This window comes from Pectobacterium parvum, assembly GCF_020971565.1.
In the GTDB taxonomy this organism is placed as follows: domain Bacteria; phylum Pseudomonadota; class Gammaproteobacteria; order Enterobacterales; family Enterobacteriaceae; genus Pectobacterium; species Pectobacterium polare.
Genome location: NZ_CP087392.1, coordinates 576,882 through 590,984, shown reverse-complemented (window position 1 = coordinate 590,984; position 14,103 = coordinate 576,882). Strand labels below are relative to the sequence as shown.

Sequence of the window (14,103 nt, the reverse complement as noted above, 5' to 3'; positions counted from 1 at the left end):
TATCACACCATCATTTGATACCGGTAACATGATACGGGTAACATGTTAAAATCAGGAACTATCAAACACCATTTAATTTACATTTTGAGATAGAGATCAAATTATGTCAGGTCGAAGCATTATTCTGATGGGCGTATCAGGCAGTGGAAAATCCTCAGTTGGCGCTGAACTTGGCCGCGCCATTCAGGCAAAATTTATTGACGGCGACGATCTGCATCCGCGCGCGAATATCCAGAAAATGGCCAGCGGTACGCCGTTGAATGACGACGACCGCGCACCGTGGCTGGAGCGACTCAGCGATGTTGCCTACAGCCTGGCGCACAAAAACGAGACCGGCATCATCGTCTGTTCCGCGTTGAAAAAGCGTTACCGTGACCGCCTGCGCGAAGGCAACGAAAAGATGGTGTTTATCTATTTGAAAGGCAGCTTTGAGCTGATTCTGGAGCGTCATAAAGCCAGAGCAGGTCACTTCATGCCGACAGATCTACTGAAAAGCCAGTTCGATGCGCTGGAAGAACCGAGCAGCGATGAGCCGGATATCCTGAAAGTCGATATTGACGGCACTCGGGAAGACGTCGTGCAGCGCTGCGTTGACGCACTGCGCGCGGCAGGCTAACACAGCAGCTTAGAGGCTTTCGCCGTCCAGCACGGTAAAGCCGACATCGACCCTATCCTGCGCGACTGGCTCGCCCCGCAGACGAGCCAGCAGTTGTTCGGTGCCAATATCTTCCGGCACGCGCAATCCCTACTGTCGACACAGATAAGCCCACTTTCCGTTGACCTTCGCGTAGGTTTCATTGAGGTGCCATAAGCCGAAGCCAGCGCAGCCGCTTTTCCATTTCAGGCGCATAACGCTGAACCCACTGGTAAAGCATAGTAGGGTCAATGCTCACCGTGTTCGGCCAGAATTTCCTGCAGTTCTCGATAGCGGATGCCATATTTGCAATACCAGCGGGCGACCCACAGGATGATATCTTGGATGAAGTGACGACCTTTGAATATGTTCATACCGCATATATAGTGTTGAATAATATGGGAAAATTATAGTAACTGGAACCTTTGCGATAGTGCCATTTTTAAAGAGCCTGATCGATAAGTAAAGTCAGAAATACCAAGTTGAAATTTAATGCGGGCTCCTGATTTTGCGCCGAGCGTTTATATTTTTTTCTGGAAATATTTACTGGCGGTGGTCCCACTTTAACCTTGCCCTGCTGTTCCACACCAGAAGCGGCAAGCGTAATTTCTGGCTCCAGTAATCTGGGTGAATCAGTATTAAATGTTCTCTCATTAGCGATATCGATAAGATAAGCGGCAACGCTATCAGCATTAGATAGCATGAGATTCGACCGTAACATAGTATCCGTTTTCAATGCGTCATAGATCTCATCGTCATGACCTAGGCCAAACTGACGATTGACCTTACTAACTTGGGTAATAAATTTACTTAATTCAGATATATCGAGATTTTTTTTATTTATCGCCTCAACAAAGGAATTTTTTATCATCTCAGCATTATCAGTATTTTTTCTGGATGTAGGGAAATATTTAAAATCTGAAGTTACTGTCGCTAAATGAGAAGTTTCATGCAGTAAAGTATAACCTACATATTTACTACGATCAGGGTAATCTCTGATGCCTACTGAAATCATATCTCCATTAATGGAAATGGTATTCCCGTTATCTCCAGGAAAAACAAATGCCACCGTTTTTGTTTTTAGTTCTTCTCTTTTGAAAGTATCTGAAAAACTGTTGGTAGTAGGGTTTAATGGTCTGATACTACTGCTGATGGCTATGTTATTATAATTATTCCCTTTGCTAAAGTTCATTATTTCTTGCGCATTTTCTGCTATAAGCGAAATTCTGCTAACGGCTTCAGAAATTATCTTTTTATCTGTTGTACCCAGTGCCCCGGAAAAATATGCTTGTAACTCTTTCATAACTTCAGGATTATTTTTAGATTCTGACAGTCTATTTAATGCTTTTTGAACAATACTTTCCGAAAAATCGCACCCTTTTTCAATTATAGGAATAACTTCAGGGAAGTAAGTGTTTTCCATTTCTTTGTATTCAGAGTCAAAACCCTTAAGTACAGAATATTTATTACCCCTAAAGAAATTATTGAATTTTTCTGTCTGAGAAAATTTTACCATTAAGTGACTAATATTATTTTTAGCGACAGGGACAAACTCTGATATATATTTATTCGTATTATCTATAACCTGTCCGCTTGGACCCGCTAGGGCATCATCATTCTCCTCTACGTTAATCATACTTGAAGCAGTATTTTCATAGATAACTTTAGAGGAAAAATCTGAATCTGATAACTGTATCAGGTTATTAAGCTCAATCACCTCTTTACTACAAGCCTCCCATCTTTTCCTTGAAGTATTAAATTTCAGAATAAGTTTTTTCTCAGTTTTGTTATGAAATAGCTTTGCTGTTCGCGCATAATTACCCGTCGGATCGGTTATAACCTGCACATAATTATCGTTAGCTACTTTTATATAATTCCTCCCATAGATACTGGTAAGAATATCTTTATCATCCCCTACGGATGTCAACGCCGGAACCTCCCTCTCATGAGAGGCATAGTCAGATAGCACCAACATTGCCCGAAAGCCAATCTTTTTTGAAATATTGACCTCACTAGGGGAAACTAAATTAAATTTCGCCTTAAGATTTTTAAGCGTATTAATGTCCTTCTGTAAATTCTGTAAACTCTTTTCATCATTAGAGTTATTTTTAGATTGACGAAATTGTTTCTCCTTCGAGTTCAATTCTAAAATAATTGCATTTTTAAATTTATTACTATATTTCAATATATTTATATCATTTTCATTGATCATCGCCGTTTGATAAAAACTCCCAACCACTCCATCCAATCCCCCTGCGATTCTTCTGGCTTGCAAAGGATTATCACACGTTTTAATAATGATAATACCATCCCCGCTCGTTACCGCTTTATCCTTCATTACCTTTTCCCATGCTAAATATGGCAATATAGTTGCACTATCGGGAAGGTCAGGATCAAACTGACGAATAGTTGGATCAATAACAAAACTATCGCCATCTTTAGTAAAAAGAGTGGCATAATGATTGGCGGCACCCTCATCCAGAGGATTTTTATACATCAGCATAGCAATGACTTTGGGCTTCTCTTGTTGAGAACCAAGAATAGTAAATGATTCTAGCATCGCATCGTAGCAAGATGTCTTGGGATTATCTCGAAATGCCTGCATCCTTCCCGCATGGGGGCTTTCTGAAAAAATCTTACGCTGTAAATATCTCTCAGTACTGCTCAGTTCACTGTCGATATAGTCAAATTTTAAATTTTCGTCAAACACTTTCTCCTCAAGTGATTCATGATCCACCGCAACTACCGAATCGTTGTAATTTCTTCCATTTTTAGGCTCGGGTGTTTCTGCTTCAGGACGCCCTAACACACCGCCAGCATTTTGCAGTCGGTATGCTAACAAATGGAGTTGGTTTCCGCGTCTCCAGTTCACGCCATTGTCGCTGGATATCTCAATTTCTCCCCCTTCTATTCTACCATTCAGTTCTGTCCGTCCAATTCTGAATGTGCGCACTGGCATTCTTGAACTCATATAATAATCGCCGGTATTGCAATTGAGCGCTTCAAGTTGTATCAGCTGAGCACTTTCCTCCATTGTCTTGCTGATATTTAGATCTGAGGAGATATTATTTGCCATCTCATAAGAATTTTTAATACTTATACCGCTGGCCAGCAATGCCTGGTAAACAGCAAGTGGCTCACCAGTATCCACCGCTATCTTAATGCTTCTCCCTACCGTTGCAAGATCGACAACCTTATTTCCCAGCATCAGACCATATTTAATAGCGTTACCGCCAATACTGCTGAACTTTCCTATTTTAGCTGCAATTCTTCCTCCCGGAATACAATTTAAAACCACCCCAGCAATTGCTAATACGTCAGGATCCTTACCTTCTGTCAAATCAGCAGCAATAGCGGCTATTGATTGCGCAGTATTGAGCACAACACCTTGCGGCGTAAATGCAGTCACTGCGCCGACAGTGGCGTCAATCCAGCTCCCTATATACTCAGCCTCATGTACATGCTGCTCTGTTTCCTGTATCGTTTCCCCTTTAATAGAACTGGAGATTAACTGCATATTCCCGCTTAGAATGCAGAATGGTTTTGCGAATGAATTTAAATACTCTGCGGGAGTCATGTTATCCCAAGTGAGTTCAACATGATATATTACAGGGGTTGCACTGACCTCTGACACAGGAGTGTGGGCTCCTGCAATCGCTCTGGACATTAACAATTTATTTTTTATAGCCTTTCCTGTGGAACTATAATCTTCCTCAATTATATTAGCGAGCCTTTCAGAAAGAGCAGTAATACTCATCGCCCTTGGTGAAAAAGAATTGAACTCATCTTCAAAACTTACCTTCCCATCTCTTAATAATTGAAGTTTCGTCACGCCAGAGGGTATTCCTCCTTGTGGGCTAAATCTCCTTTTCCAAGCTATATCTGGCATGGAAAATATTATATATCCACAGATATCTTCTCCTTTACTGATATAATGATACGGTTTTTCTAAATCCAAACTGACAAGAATTCCAGATTTTGACCCAGGATTATCAGGGAGAAGAAATGTGTTATTAAGCTTGTATCCATCAATATCAACAGGAACGACCATATTCATACCGATCCTAGCTTTATAGGCATTATTTCTAATATTTCGCGAAAGAGATGTATCTGCTTCTATTTTAAGCAAAATAAATTTAATGCCATATAAATAGGTTTGTTTTTTATTATTGTCTGTTAAATCTTGATAACGTTCTCCATGCTCAGGATTAAAAAACTCTGACTGCAGAATTGCATTGGCTGGAGCCATATTAGGTTCTTCATGAGGCTGAGCGGCAACCTTATCCATCACAGCCCGTCGACATCTGACTAAGGGAGTCGAAACATCATTACCAGAGCACGGCCTGACATCTTCTTGTTGATGTAACGAAGATGGGGGACTCACTGGCACGGCTTCTTCCTTATTTTCGGCGACTATTTCATTCCGCTGCGCTTGCGGGTACATCTTCTCCTTGCTTTCATCAAAATATTCGCTAACGAACGCGTTATCGGGAATAATTTTTTTTTCACTTTTCCCTCGTTGCCAAGTGCTTCGTGCCCCTTTAAAAGCAACCATAGTGGTGCTGTCGGCAACTGAATCAAAAATCATCCTTCCCACTGAGTCCATTTTTATTTTTTCGCTGTGTTTCCCTTCTGTCACACGTTGATAAACCGCGCTGAACGTTTTTTCTCTATTCCCGACATGTAAATTATATAAGGCCGCGCCTGTGCTGACCCCAACACCTGTCGCAAGTTTGATCACACCAGGTACCGGCGCTATCAGTAAATTAAAGCCAAGCTGCTTTAATTTTTTTTTTAGCAAACCATCAATCGCCTTATAGGGCTTATCGTGGCCGGGCATGGTATAATTATTAATCTTATTAACATCGTACGGTATCTTTATCAAAGCCTTCAGTGTTTTATAGGGTAGCTGGAAGAGGCTAGACACGTTGAACGACACCGTATCCAGCGCCTGCTCAAAGGACAGCTCAATAATGATACGGGTTATCCCGCGTACAGTTCTCCTTTGCCCCCACTTCACTATATACTCAACAAGGCCCTTCTCTAATGCAGTATATTGTTCTGGGCTCATCGGTAACTTCAACTCATCATTGCGGGCATTTTCAAGCTCACTGGTCAGCCGGGTGGCGAAGAGATATCCCTCAGGATCTCCGCTTGAAAGGGTTCCGACTAATAGCCCCTCTTTTTTCAGGGAGGAAAAAACCAGCTCTGTATCAGGCAGCGGATCATTACCAGTGCACTGTTCATTAACGAGGCTCGCCCAATGTTTCGCAAGGCGTGAACTCCGTGAATGTTCATTCAATGGCCTTTCGGTAAGCCGTGCAGACTCAGCCGACAGACTTTCTTTAACCTTTATCGCCAGCTGTTGTGCGTAACCGGCCTGTTTTTTGGCTTCAGCAAAGTCGCGGGTAGGGTATTCCGCTACCTGACAGGCTTTTTCAAGAGCAGTAATGCTCGCAGTGAGGCTCCTTGCCATATCTAACAGTAATTCATCCATAGCTTCCAGGAAGAGGGTAACGGCAGGCAGGTGTTCAACCATCATTTTCAGGACAACATCCCGCTGCCTCCGAAGCATATTCTGAATACTCTCCTCCGCTATGCCCAAGCGCTTCACTAGGTTGCGGGCATTGGCTATGTCACCATCCAGCAAACGCTCCAGCGTCTCTACTTTTGCAATTAGCTGGTTTTCGGGTTTTCCCTGCGCAATGCTGTAGCTCACCCATTCCCTAACCTGCGTATCCATGTCATTCTCACCCGCATGACTAACCGATGTATTTCGGCTCACCTGCAAGCTTTCCCTATAATCCACCGGTACAAACATCCCTGCAATTTTTTGCAGTTCATTCACTTTTGATAACAACGCACCACTGGTATGTTGAAGTTTGATTGCTGGCTGCTGCCACTGCCATAAAATACTTCTGATGATGGAATCGGTAATAACATGTTCAGGTTTTTTTGATGGTTCTTTAGTCATATGGCCACGCCGTATGCCCCCCCCCCACCTGTACACCATATTTTTGGCCAGTGCAGAGACAATCTCTCCTTGCTTCTGTTTTTTCTTGAGATCCGACCTGATCCTCTGCGTGAGTGAGTCTGCTCGTGACAACGGTGCGACCATCTTATCTGTATTCATGAACGACATGGCTGGGGAAGAAGCGTTCTGGCACGTGTTAATCGATGCTTTTGCCAAATCTCTGGAAAGACTTTGGAGATATGCAGCAACATGACTAAAAAAGGTCTGTGAATCGCCCTTTAGCTCACGGGCTTTTTGATTGGCTTTTTTCGCTTCATACCGCAAGGTCTCGATCATCGCATCGACGGTGGTCGACAAACTGCCCTCCCATTCCTCTGCCCTGGCTTGCATAAGGGAAGCCCAGGCAGTATGACCTGAAGGCTCCGCCGTCATCCTCACCAGAGCCTGTATCACCGCACTTTTATCACTGGAGGAGAACGCGTCGGTAAGCTCAGTAACAAGCATGTCGTGCCGTTTGTCTGGGAGGTTGTGGTCATCAATAGCGCGCAGAGTATGGACAACACATATCAGCGTCTGCAGGTTTGACTCCAGCCGTTCGACCAGCGACTGAGCCGTACGCCGGCTTCCCAATTCAGTCTCTGCTGCTTCCCCACCATTTTTGCCCGGCAGCTCACGCTCAACCCAGTGCTTTATGACATCCGCTGAAAGGTGGTCGGAAAGACGTGTTATCTGTTCTACCTGTTCCAGAAGCCATAGAGAACCCAGCGGCCTCCTGACGCTTGCCTCGGAGCAAAGTTGTGATTTGGCAGCAACCAGGACGCCACGAAGCTGCGTCAGCAATTCTGCGTCAACTTCGGGTACCTTGCTGTTATACCCTTTTCGCCTGAATTCCTGAGCTTCTTGCAGGTGCACTTCGCGAATCACAGCGAATAAACGGTCATTGTTACTTCCGGCCGTTAGCCCCCCTCTCTCATTAGGTGGTAAAACGCTTGCACCTTCCTGTCTGGCCAATTGATACATACTGACCTGTGTCATCTCTTTCGGTTTCTCTTCAGTGTATTTTTTGCACTGTTGCAAATATTAAGATGGGTAAGCCTTTAGTCCTGTAACTACCGGCTTACATGTCAAAGACTCTGCTCACCAGACGCATCTCACCTTGGGGATGAAGAGAGATAAAAATCAATGGTGCAGCCCCTGCTGTCGACGGTGCGGTACAGATAAGCCTACTTTCTGTTGACCTTCACGTAGGTTTTATCGAGGTGTCATAAGCCGAAGCCAGAAGTCTGACGCCAGTACCAGCGCAGTCACTTTTCGCCGAGCAGCGATGAGCCGGATGTCCTGAAAGTCGATATTGACGGCACGCGAGAAGACGTCGTGCAGCGCTGCGTTGATGCACTGCGCGCGGCAGGCTAACACAGCAGCTTAGAGGCTTTCGCCGTCCAGCACGGTAAAGCCGACATCGACCCTATCCTGCGCGACTGGCTCGCCCCGCAGACGAGCCAGCAGCTGTTCGGTGCCGACGCGTCCCATATGTTCACGCGGCGTCAGTACGCTAGCCAGCTTCGGCACCATCGCCTGACCAATGTCGTGCCCGTGGAAACCGGCTACGCCAATGTCATCCGGCACGCGCAGCCCCTGCCGCTGACATTCGAACATCGCACCGACGGCTAAGTCGTCATTGGTGCAAAATACGCTATCAACCTGCGGGTATTCTGCCTGCGTCTGCCGCAGCAGTTCGCCACCGAGCGAATAGGAAGACGCCTGCTCGCTCATCACGCAATAGCTCTTAAGCCCGCTTTCCCACATCGCTTGCTCGTAACCCTGACTGCGCATAATCGTCCGCTCATCCTGACGCGCGCCGAGATAGACGATATGGCGATGCCCCAACGCGACCATACGCAGCGTCATCTGCCGGGCAGCTTCAACGTTATCAAATCCGACAGCCATATCCAGACAGGGCGAGACGGAATCCATCAGCTCGACGACCGGAATGCCGGCAACGTCCAGCATCTGGCGCGTTCGCGGCGTGTGGGTTCGTTCGGCCAGAATAAGCCCATCGATGTGATACGACAGCAGTGACGTCAGACGCTGTTCTTCTCTGTCAGGATGGTAGCCATAGTGCGCCAGCATGGTCTGGTAGCCGTGCGCTTCCGCCGTGCGTTCAATCCCGCGCAAGACTTCGGCGAAAACCTGATTGGTTAATGACGGCAGCAGCACGCCAATCGCCCGGCTGGTGGAGCTGGCGAGCATATTCGGCGCGAGATTGGGGATATAGCCCAGCTCATCCAATGCAATAGCGATCTTTTCCTGCAACGCGGCAGACACCTGAGCGGGATTACGCAAATAACGGCTGACCGTCATTTTGGTAATTCCAACGCGGTCAGCAACGTCCTGGAGAACGGGTCTTTTTTTCTTCATCGTCGACTAAAATGCCTGAAAAACAGTAGTCTAAGTCTACCAAAAAAAGCATAAAGAAAGTAAAGGCAAAGGGGTAGAATCTGAATGATGGCGTCAGGCTGTAACAAATAAAAAACCCGCGTCCTTTCCTACGCGGGCTTCTTCACTTTTCTCACTCGCCGTTATACTGGCGGCAGATCAAACAGCAGGATTTCGCTGTCCTCACTGGCGTGTACGGAGATCGCCGTTTCGTCCCAGACCGCGAATGCATCGCTGGCTTCTGCTTTCTGACCGTTAATCTCTACCGTACCGCGCACCACCTGAACCCAGACGCGGCGGTCAGCCTGAATCTGGTACACCGATTGCTCCTGCGCTTTCAGCGCCCAGCGCCACAGCGTCATGTCCTGAAAGACTTTCAGCGAGCCTTCACGCGCATCCGGGGATAGCACCAGCTGACGCCCTTGCTGCACATCAAAGCGCTTCTGCTCGTAGCGCGGCGTCAGCCCGGTTTTTTCCGGCAGAATCCAGATTTGATACAGGTGCAGCTGTTCGTCTTTGCTGGCATTGTATTCAGAGTGACGAATGCCCGTGCCCGCACTCATAATCTGGAATTCGCCCGCTGGAACCTGCTCTTTATTTCCCATGCTGTCCTGATGTTCAACCGCACCAGACAATACATAGGTCAGAATTTCCATATCTTTATGCGGGTGTGTGCCAAAGCCCTGACCGCCTTCGATATAGTCTTCATTAATGACGCGCAGTGCCGAAAATCCCATGAAATCAGGATCGTAATAATCGGCGAATGAGAACGTGTGCCAGCTGTCGAGCCAGCCGTGATTCGCATGTCCGCGATCTCGCGCTTGACGTAAATAGATCATGTTATTTCCTCCCGCGTTTTTGATAAGGAAAGTGTAACGGGCGGCGATAAATAAGATAGCGCAAAAAACTCACCGCTCTGTTCGAAAAATCAGAACAGGATGGCGTATGCAGGTTGCTCAACTGGTAATTTTGAATTTTTTCTTTGCCACGGGATACCAGAGTATCGTCAGGAATGCAGTGTGCTTGGTTCAACGTGCTGACCAAAAGTTCGATTTATTCAACAAAGCCACAGAATCTAAAAAATATTAAATTTAAATACAGAGAGATATTAATTAAAAATGAGATAGTACCTGAGGGTAGGTAGAGGGATTTAAAAATATAAATATGGCCCTCAGCCATTAATTTATATTTTACTTATAAACAATCGCTGTTGCCACTAGTGTTTGACCTTGCTCACGAACGGACACAACTTCGTAATAACTCCCACCCTTGGCATCCGCTTTCTCAGAAAAAACATTATTGCGGACATCACTTGGCGATTTTATATCCTCACCGACTCGTGAGCCAACTGAAATAGTCTCAATTTTCACAAGATTTAGTTTTGCTACTTCTTCATGTGTCACTAACTCTGCAGCAAAAGACATAGATTAAACAAACGTCAAGCCAACTAAAGCCAAAGATCTCAACATAATTATTCCTTACTTTAAAACAGTATAAATACACTTTGAATTAAAAAAATCCGGCTCTGGCGCCGGCAATCAATAATACCAAACGAGAAAGTAACTTTTCCTTCATAACACTACGTTACGGAATAAAATTTATAATAGCTAACGCATGAGATCAATAATCACAAATAGAAGGCTACATCTCAAATTTAGGATGAACCATAATGTGCGTTTTTCATATTAGTTGGCAGGTGAGTCAGAAGGTATTCTAGAAATGCACGTACAGCAGGATTCATATGCTTTCTGCTGGGATATACTGCATGAATGATATGGTCAAATATAGTCCATTCCTTTAGAATCTGTACGAGATTACCTTCACGAACAGAAGGAAATGCTATCGATTCGGGGATTAGACCTACACCAATGCCATGAAGGACGGCTTCAAGCTGAACTCTTGGATTTAAGCAATAAAGTACGGGCCGATGTTTAATAATGACAGCCGTACCTTCTGTATTAACGAGTTTCCATTTTTGCTCACCTTCGTAACGATCCAGTACAGAACTGATAGTGGGCATCATTCCTAAATCATCAGGTGACTCAGGAAGAGTATAATGATTTAAAAAACTAGGACTGGCGACAAGAATAAGCCTCGATGTTGCCAATGTTCTGGCAATTAATCCAGGTTCGTCATCCAGGCTAGCCTTAGCCCTTAGCGCAAAATCGAACATTTCTTCGATAATCTGTACATGCCGGTCTGTTGCATCAATGACAACATTGACTTTCGGATACCTAGCCATAAAACCAGGTAATATAGGAGCAAGGTTATACTGTGCCAGAACAGTAGGACAACTTACCTTGATGGTTCCACTTGGCTCGGCAATGAGTTCGCTTACAGATTCATAGGCTAACTGGCCATCCTTAACCATCTGCGCGGCATGCTCGAACAGAACCTTACCTGCACTGGTTAGACTGAAACTACGGCTGTTTCTCTGAATTAGCCTGACATTTGTCCTTTCTTCAAGTTTAGCAATGCGCCGGCTTAGTAAGGATTTTGTCACCCCAGAAACTCTTTCTGCAGCAGTGAAGCCACCATGTTCAGCTATCAAGTAAAAAAAATAAAGGTCGTTAAAATCCATATGCTGTCCTAAAAATAATACCCTGCATCTCAATTTACACTATTTAGAATAATAAGCTGGGATATATAATTATTCTACAATTACCCATGGCTTATTTTATGATAAAAGATATCGTATCCATAACTCATATTGAAAACCAACGCCACAGCGCTCATTATGAGACTGCCTTAATAGACCTGAAGAACGATGCATGCGACCTTAATCCATTGATAAAATTCGAAGAATTTATCATTTCCGGTCCAGTTTTTCAGCCCTCACCACATGCTGGCGTTCTCCGCCTTACTTTACTGTTGCCAGATTCAACGGGTTCACTGTCTATCTGTGTCGGTGAGGACACCCAGTTGTTAACACCAGGAGAATTATTTTGCATGAATTCAGGATCTGGCGTTGTTTATGAGGAGAGAGTAAGTTCTGTAAATTGCTATGTCCATGGAATTTCTATCTTGCTTAACACACATTCAACATTAAAAAAATGTCTTACAGGACTGAAAAGTTTCAATACCATCCTAAAAGAAACAATGAGACATTATGTATTGATGGTCAAAAAAATGGCCTCGGTGAATTCAGACTAGACATTTTCACATTAACAGAAATAAAAAAATTCGGCATCGAGAGTAACGAACGAATTTTCATTTACGTTCTGTCAGGGGAAATAGTCACTGAGTTTTATGGAAAGAAGAATCGACTGAGTGAAAAATATTTCATCGCGTTATCTCACTCCAGTAAGAGTGATTTTAAAATTGACACAAAAAAACGGGCACAAGTGCTTATTCTCAGAGCAAAAGAAGTAAATGAAAAATCTATCCTCTTAGGTTATTTAGCCATGAATTCCCAGGAACAAATAAATTCCACTCTTGAGAAATACAGGAATGGAAATATGTGATTAAGATATATAAAATTTTTATTTATTTTGTTTTATAAAAAATAGGGAGACATAGGTATAACAAAAACCATTATATTATTGTAATGACAGAGATATCATAATAACAAGCAACACAACGGCAGGAAGGCATGTTTTTGCATACTCTTTATTATATGCGATAATAAGAACCGCGAAAATAATAATTAATGCAGCAAAAATCAGGTTTTGATAACCCCAAACATTCATAATTAATAAAATTGCGATGGCCAGTTCACAAAGCCCTACTCCTATCCTAATCCATGAACTTAATCCCCATCGGGAAAATTCATCTCTGACAGACTGAATTCCAATCGTATTCAAGATACCTCCGACTAAAAACACAAGAATAACGATCCATTTCGACACAATCTCAGGGTTATAAATAATCATTTTTTCCTACTTCATAATATTCTGCTTAATCATGATAAGCATTCCCGCGATGCCCGTGTAGTCCCTCCGGTTTTTAGTACCACCGCCAATGAGGATCTCCGGCCAGTTTTTGCCGCGCATAGATAACAGGTGGCATATCACCCAGTGAGCTATGCGGGCGTTCTTCGTTATATTCTGTGCGCCAGTCCTCTGTGAGTTCACGCACTTCAGACAAGGTTCTGAACAGATACATATCGAGTATTTCTGTTCGTAGCGTTTTGTTAAATCGCTCGATAAATCCGTTCTGCATCGGCTTTCCGGGCTGAATAAAATCGAGTTTCACACCGTGGCGTTCTGCCCATTCGGCTAAGACTGCGGCGGTGAGCTCTGGCCCATTATCACTTCGTATAAAAGCCGGGTAGCCTCGTTCTGCGCTTAATCGTTCCAGAATTCGCACAACACGATGAGCCGGTATATTCAAATCAACATCGATGGCCAGCGCTTCCCGATTAAAGTCATCAACGACGTTAAATAACCTGAATCGCCGCCCGTCGCTCAAGGCATCACTCATAAAATCAACTGACCAACAGTGGTTCATTTTATGCGGTATAACTAACGGCTGTGGATGCCTGTTAGGTAAACGTTTTTTCCCTTTGCGCCGAAAGTTGAGTTTCAACAATCGATAGATCCGGTAAACCCGCTTTGCATTCCACAGTAACCCTGCCTGTCGTAACTTATTGAACATAAGTCCAAAACCATAGGCCGGATACTGATGCGCCAGTTTTTGTAGCGCCTCGACTACAGGCAGATCCCGCGCCGTATTCGGGCAATAATGCAACAGACTTCGACTGATACCGATAATCCGGCACCCGCGTCGTTCGCTGGCCTGATGTTCCGTCATAACATAATGCACCAGTTCACGCTTCTCAGGCACCGTTAAAGTTTTTTTGAAACAACATCCTTAAGAATTTCATGATCTAAGCTCAGGGATGCGTACATTTGCTTTAACCGGCGATTTTCCTCTTCCAACTCTTTCATCCGTTTGATATCAGAGGACTCCATGCCGCCGTATTTAGATTTCCAGTTGTAATAGCTGGCTTCCGACACACCGTTTTCACGGCACACATCCTTCACATGCCGACCACCTTCAACTTCTTTCAAAACCCGCAGGATCTGAGTCTCAGTGAAACGCGCTTTCTTCATGATGA

10 protein-coding genes and 2 pseudogenes are annotated in these 14,103 nt (G+C 44.4%); 3 read left to right on the top strand and 9 right to left on the bottom strand.

Annotation, left to right across the window (positions count from 1 at the left end):
• The first annotated feature begins 103 nt into the window (after nt 1–103).
• Nucleotides 104–616: a gluconokinase gene (locus LOZ86_RS02610; protein ID WP_039484770.1), complete on the top strand. Its 513-nt coding sequence runs from the start codon at nt 104–106 to the stop codon at nt 614–616.
• Between the two features lie 135 nt (nt 617–751).
• Here LOZ86_RS02610 and LOZ86_RS02605 read toward each other — a convergent pair.
• The 7 genes and pseudogenes from LOZ86_RS02605 to LOZ86_RS02575 form a co-directional block, all read right to left on the bottom strand.
• Nucleotides 752–1,008: pseudogene (locus tag LOZ86_RS02605) on the bottom strand (IS6 family transposase); the annotation flags it as partial.
• A 68-nt stretch (nt 1,009–1,076) separates the two neighbouring features.
• Entirely contained in the window at nt 1,077–7,643 is a 6,567-nt protein-coding gene (locus LOZ86_RS02600) for a hypothetical protein (protein WP_039512683.1), read from the bottom strand.
• Between the two features lie 125 nt (nt 7,644–7,768).
• Nucleotides 7,769–7,867 (bottom strand): annotated as a pseudogene (locus tag LOZ86_RS21460) (DDE-type integrase/transposase/recombinase); the annotation flags it as partial.
• Between the two features lie 163 nt (nt 7,868–8,030).
• Nucleotides 8,031–9,026, bottom strand: coding sequence for a gluconate operon transcriptional repressor GntR (gntR, locus tag LOZ86_RS02590; RefSeq protein WP_039484773.1), 996 nt, complete (start codon nt 9,024–9,026; stop codon nt 8,031–8,033).
• A 161-nt stretch (nt 9,027–9,187) separates the two neighbouring features.
• Complete coding sequence (locus LOZ86_RS02585; RefSeq protein ID WP_039484777.1) at nt 9,188–9,883, bottom strand: pirin family protein; 696 nt, start codon at nt 9,881–9,883, stop codon at nt 9,188–9,190.
• 351 nt (nt 9,884–10,234) lie between these two features.
• Entirely contained in the window at nt 10,235–10,468 is a 234-nt protein-coding gene (locus LOZ86_RS02580; RefSeq protein WP_080728070.1) for a YdgH/BhsA/McbA family protein, read from the bottom strand.
• Nucleotides 10,469–10,698: 230 nt separating this feature from the next.
• Nucleotides 10,699–11,625 carry a LysR family transcriptional regulator gene (locus LOZ86_RS02575; RefSeq protein ID WP_039484780.1) on the bottom strand — a complete coding sequence of 309 codons (927 nt, stop codon included), beginning with the start codon at nt 11,623–11,625 and terminating at the stop codon, nt 10,699–10,701.
• Nucleotides 11,626–11,723: 98 nt separating this feature from the next.
• Between LOZ86_RS02575 and LOZ86_RS02570 the strand changes: the two genes are divergently transcribed.
• Both LOZ86_RS02570 and LOZ86_RS21455 read left to right on the top strand, forming a co-directional pair.
• On the top strand, nt 11,724–12,197 hold the full coding sequence (locus LOZ86_RS02570; protein ID WP_165708366.1) for a pirin family protein: 474 nt from the start codon (nt 11,724–11,726) through the stop codon (nt 12,195–12,197).
• Nucleotides 12,098–12,508 carry a pirin-like C-terminal cupin domain-containing protein gene (locus LOZ86_RS21455; protein WP_039484783.1) on the top strand — a complete coding sequence of 137 codons (411 nt, stop codon included), beginning with the start codon at nt 12,098–12,100 and terminating at the stop codon, nt 12,506–12,508. The genes LOZ86_RS02570 and LOZ86_RS21455 overlap by 100 nt, the downstream gene beginning before the upstream one ends.
• A gap of 75 nt (nt 12,509–12,583) precedes the next feature.
• Here LOZ86_RS21455 and LOZ86_RS02565 read toward each other — a convergent pair whose 3' ends face one another.
• Together LOZ86_RS02565 and LOZ86_RS02560 are read right to left on the bottom strand one after the other, a co-directional pair.
• Nucleotides 12,584–12,916 carry a DoxX family protein gene (locus LOZ86_RS02565; RefSeq protein WP_039484787.1) on the bottom strand — a complete coding sequence of 111 codons (333 nt, stop codon included), beginning with the start codon at nt 12,914–12,916 and terminating at the stop codon, nt 12,584–12,586.
• A 73-nt stretch (nt 12,917–12,989) separates the two neighbouring features.
• A protein-coding gene (locus LOZ86_RS02560; protein ID WP_103164902.1) for an IS3-like element ISEca11 family transposase occupies nt 12,990–14,098 on the bottom strand; the annotation gives its coding sequence in 2 pieces (ribosomal slippage) (nt 12,990–13,846 and nt 13,846–14,098; 1,110 coding nt in all).
• Nucleotides 14,099–14,103 lie beyond the last annotated feature (5 nt).